General features: G+C 38.5%; 4 protein-coding genes. 2 read left to right on the forward strand and 2 right to left on the reverse strand.

What is annotated here, in order from left to right; all coding sequences use genetic code 11:
* Window positions 1-164: 164 nt before the first annotated feature.
* Window positions 165-1,094, forward strand: coding sequence for a nucleotidyltransferase family protein (locus ACYVAA_RS22450; RefSeq protein ID WP_460546218.1), 930 nt, complete (start codon window positions 165-167; stop codon window positions 1,092-1,094).
* 891 nt (window positions 1,095-1,985) lie between these two features.
* Complete coding sequence (locus tag ACYVAA_RS22455) at window positions 1,986-2,723, forward strand: hypothetical protein (protein ID WP_460546220.1); 738 nt, start codon at window positions 1,986-1,988, stop codon at window positions 2,721-2,723.
* A gap of 446 nt (window positions 2,724-3,169) precedes the next feature.
* On the opposite strand, the gene ACYVAA_RS22460 is transcribed toward ACYVAA_RS22455, so the two are convergent.
* Both ACYVAA_RS22460 and ACYVAA_RS22465 read right to left on the reverse strand, forming a co-directional pair.
* The gene (locus ACYVAA_RS22460; protein WP_460546222.1) at window positions 3,170-3,460 is read right to left on the reverse strand and encodes a hypothetical protein; all 291 of its coding nucleotides are present in this window, start codon (window positions 3,458-3,460) and stop codon (window positions 3,170-3,172) included.
* A 191-nt stretch (window positions 3,461-3,651) separates the two neighbouring features.
* The coding region (locus tag ACYVAA_RS22465) for an ATP-binding protein (RefSeq protein ID WP_460546224.1) at window positions 3,652-3,745 on the reverse strand (94 nt) is incomplete at its 5' end.

Genomic DNA, 3,745 nt, shown 5'->3' on the forward strand with positions numbered 1-3,745 from the left:
TTGCATTATTCAATTGGGAGTGCTTATGATCACTCCTCCAAAGGATAGGCTCTAAGCAATTTGTTTCTATAGTAATAGCGGATAATTATGCTTTTAAGCCACTTTCTGAAGACTATTCATTTTATTAAACAGCATAACCAACCCTAATAATAAAAAATATAAACATGCATTCAACCAAACCAACCTTATTGATTTTAGCTGCGGGCATGGGTTCGCGATATGGGGGGAATAAGCAAATAGATGGCTTTGGCCCTAATAACGAAACCATATTGGAATACGCTATTTTTGATGCCATTCAGGCCGGCTTTGGCAAGGTGGTCTTTATAGTAAGAGCAGAAATCCTTGACTTGGTAAAAGATCGCTTTATGGAAAAAATCCAAGATCAGATCCAAGTGGAATTTGTCATCCAATCTCTAAGCAGCCTGGTGCCTGCAGTCTATCAAAACCCAGAAAGGACCAAGCCCTATGGAACCGCACATGCGGTATTGTGCGCCAAAGAGGTAATTCAAGAACCCTTTGCAGTGATCAATGCCGATGATTTTTATGGTAAGGAAGCCATCGATAAATTGGGTCATTTTTTGGCTAACTCCCAAGAACGGAATAAACACTGTATGGTGGGCTATGCCCTGAAAAATGTACTGTCCATGCACGGCACAGTAAACCGTGGGGTATGCCGGTCAAATGACTTGGGAGAGTTGGTCGGAATGACCGAGCGGGAAAAGATCGCTAGGGAAGGCGGAAAAGTAGTCAGCAGAATGGGAGAGGATGTCCTGGAGATCGATGAAAATACCCCTGTATCGATGAACTGTTGGGGATTCCAACCGTCCTTTTTTGGGGAGACCGAAAAGCGCTGGTACCGGTTCCTTGAGGAAAATAAAGATAATCCCAAAGCGGAATTTTATATCCCTACCGTGGTGAATGAACTGATAGAGGATGGAAAGGCTTCTGTCAATATCTTGGAAGGAGGTAAAACCTGGTTTGGAGTAACCTACCCAGAGGACAAGGAATCGGTAGAGCAGGCCTTAATGGACTTGCACCAAAATAAAGTGTATCCTGAAAAGCTTTGGGTGAAGGAGATAGTTACAGAGAAGTAATATAAAGTCTAAGGTCCTAAAGGCTAAAAGAGACAGGGCAAAAAGCCATCCCAGTAATTTGGGGTGGCTTTTTTTGCTGAGCAGCTTCTCGGTTTTATAAAACTGATTTTCTTGTGTACTTGATCACCAAATGGGAGGGGATTATAATAGCTGTTTAAAACTGAGGAGATTGGGCCACTTTTCATGATTAGTTATTAGCCTTGTAGTCGAATAGCGGACTATCGATAATCCACTAGAAATCATTTCGCCTGAAAAGCACATATTTTTACCGGTTGTTGACGTATTCATGAAAGTTGCTTTTATTTTTACTTCTTTAGTTTTAAATTTGCAAAGTTCTGATTATCAAAAGTTAGGAAGTAGCGCAATATGGACCTTATGGAATAATAGGAGTCTTTAAAAAAAGAAAGGATCAGGAGGTAGGCGTAAAGCCTGAAGCGAAATATTTTTCTAATTAATTTTTTTATGAAACCCAATAATAACATTTACGCTATCTCCAGGGGGGAGGGAAATGCAATTGTCTTTTGTTTTTGGAAGCAAGATGCTTGGTATCATCATATTATTGATATCAGCAGAAGCATTCAAAAACAGATAAGGAAATGGTCTGCGGAGCCACAAAACCTTTTTATTTTGGCTTTCCACTCACGTATTGACCATTCACCAATAATAGAAAATACTATCCGTGCCTTTAAGGGGATGGGGGTTCCCTCTGATCAATTGATGATCTTTCAGTCATTTGATAACTCACCGGATTTGGTTTCAGTGATCGATGCTAAAACTAAAATAGGCCAGGTAGTGATAGTAGATAAACTTTATCGGCTTTTGAGGCTTTATATGTCCTATAGAGGGAAAGGCCGTGCTGTGAACCTATGGCCAATTCTTAGCGAATCGGTAATGGATAAATTAACCTTTTGGGTAATAAGACAAATTATACAGCTCAGAAAAAAGAAAGGAAAGGATTCAGATATAACATGTAGTGATTTTTCGATTGTTTCCTGCGAACATTCGTGCACCTCCTACATGGATGAAAAAAAACGTCATGTTTTGGATGAGAAATCTGCGAGTATTTATAATCCATCAGGTATAAGCCTAAAACATGATCTTCAAAATGAAAATAAGGTGATAGGAAATGATGGGGAGATAAGTCCAGTAAATACTCTTGAACCTGTTCCGCTTGGAACCTTGATTTCGTCCACATCCTTCAGGAAATTAAATGAAGAGATCCGTGAAGGGCTAGGGAACACCCATAATTTTCACACTTGCTATGGATTCAGGGTATTGGTCTGGAGTAGAAATAATGACCGATTTCAAAGGGCTAAACAATTCCTTGAAAGTGAAAAGCTCACGGTGTACAGGGCTGAATCAATGGTGGGTTTTCATTATCTTATTGAAAATAAAAGAATAAATATAGTTTTGATTGATTTGGAGAATTTTTCAGATCAGGTAAAGGACCTTTTGACCAATATCGGTGAAAAGAATATTTTTATTATTGGAATAGTCCCGGAATCTAATAAGTCCCTCAGGTGGACGGGAAATTTGGATGTATTCAATGCGCTTATTTCTCCTACTTTAAATAAGGAGGAATTGCAGAAAGTATTGATCAATATTAGCAATGAAAACGTGGAAATTTAAAGGGCTATTGCAATGCTTTATGCAAGCAAGATTGATTCATTCACAGAAAGTGTGTCGTTGCTTTACAATAATACTCAGTTTGATGGCTATTAGGATTTTTTTATTTAGATTGTATACGTGTAAGATAATTCATTTTACTATACCGCAATTTGAGGTTTTTGGAAAAATGTCATGACATTGGCCAAAAACCATTGACAATTCCTTAATGAGAAAAACACAGCTTCTGGCTGTGTTTTTCATTTATATCCTTTTTTAGATGAATAGTCTTTTTTTACCGAGAATCTTGTGATGTAGACTTGCTGGCGGTGAAGAATATGAAGCATTAATGTTGACCAACTTACTTGATATAACCTAAACCAAACGGGTCAAAATCCAGGAGCAGATAGGTGCGTACATTCACACTCCTCTTTTAAAAAACAACATTTGGCAAGTGTATGGTGACCGGCTCAAAAATTGATACTCTTATTGATAATTACTTTGTTTTCCAGGTAGTGAAACAGCCTTTTGTGGGCCTTCACACCTTTCTTGAAAAGCATTTCTGAGGGGCACTTTGAAAAGAAAACACCATCGAAGATCTTCTTATCCAGCCAGTCTTTTCGAATGTTGAACAGCTCTATTTGAGTGTAAATTTTAGGATTTAACTCCAGGTCTGTTTTTTCCATGATCAATAGGAGTTCTTTTGCTTTAATATCTAGGGTATTTGAAGAAGAACCTTTCTTCAAGTCAGGTAACGACATAATTGTGGGTATTAATGATGCATGTCCCAAGTTGAGCAGAAGCAGCCGATCCGTGTATAAATTTAAATTTGACCTTCTTTCCTTAATTGCTTTTGTCAACTGTAGATTCCGATGATGCTGACCACCAATCCGGTCATCTTGACCACCCCTTTAAAAGTTTTTTTCAGTTAGCGTTATAATGGCGTTTAAAGTTATCGTTTTTTTCTCATTGATTCACCTTTGAGCTCGATTCTGTGGGCAGTGTGCACCAGTCTGTCCAGTATGGCATCGGCTATTGTACTGTCC

The sequence above is a fragment of the Echinicola sediminis genome, from assembly GCF_054777495.1.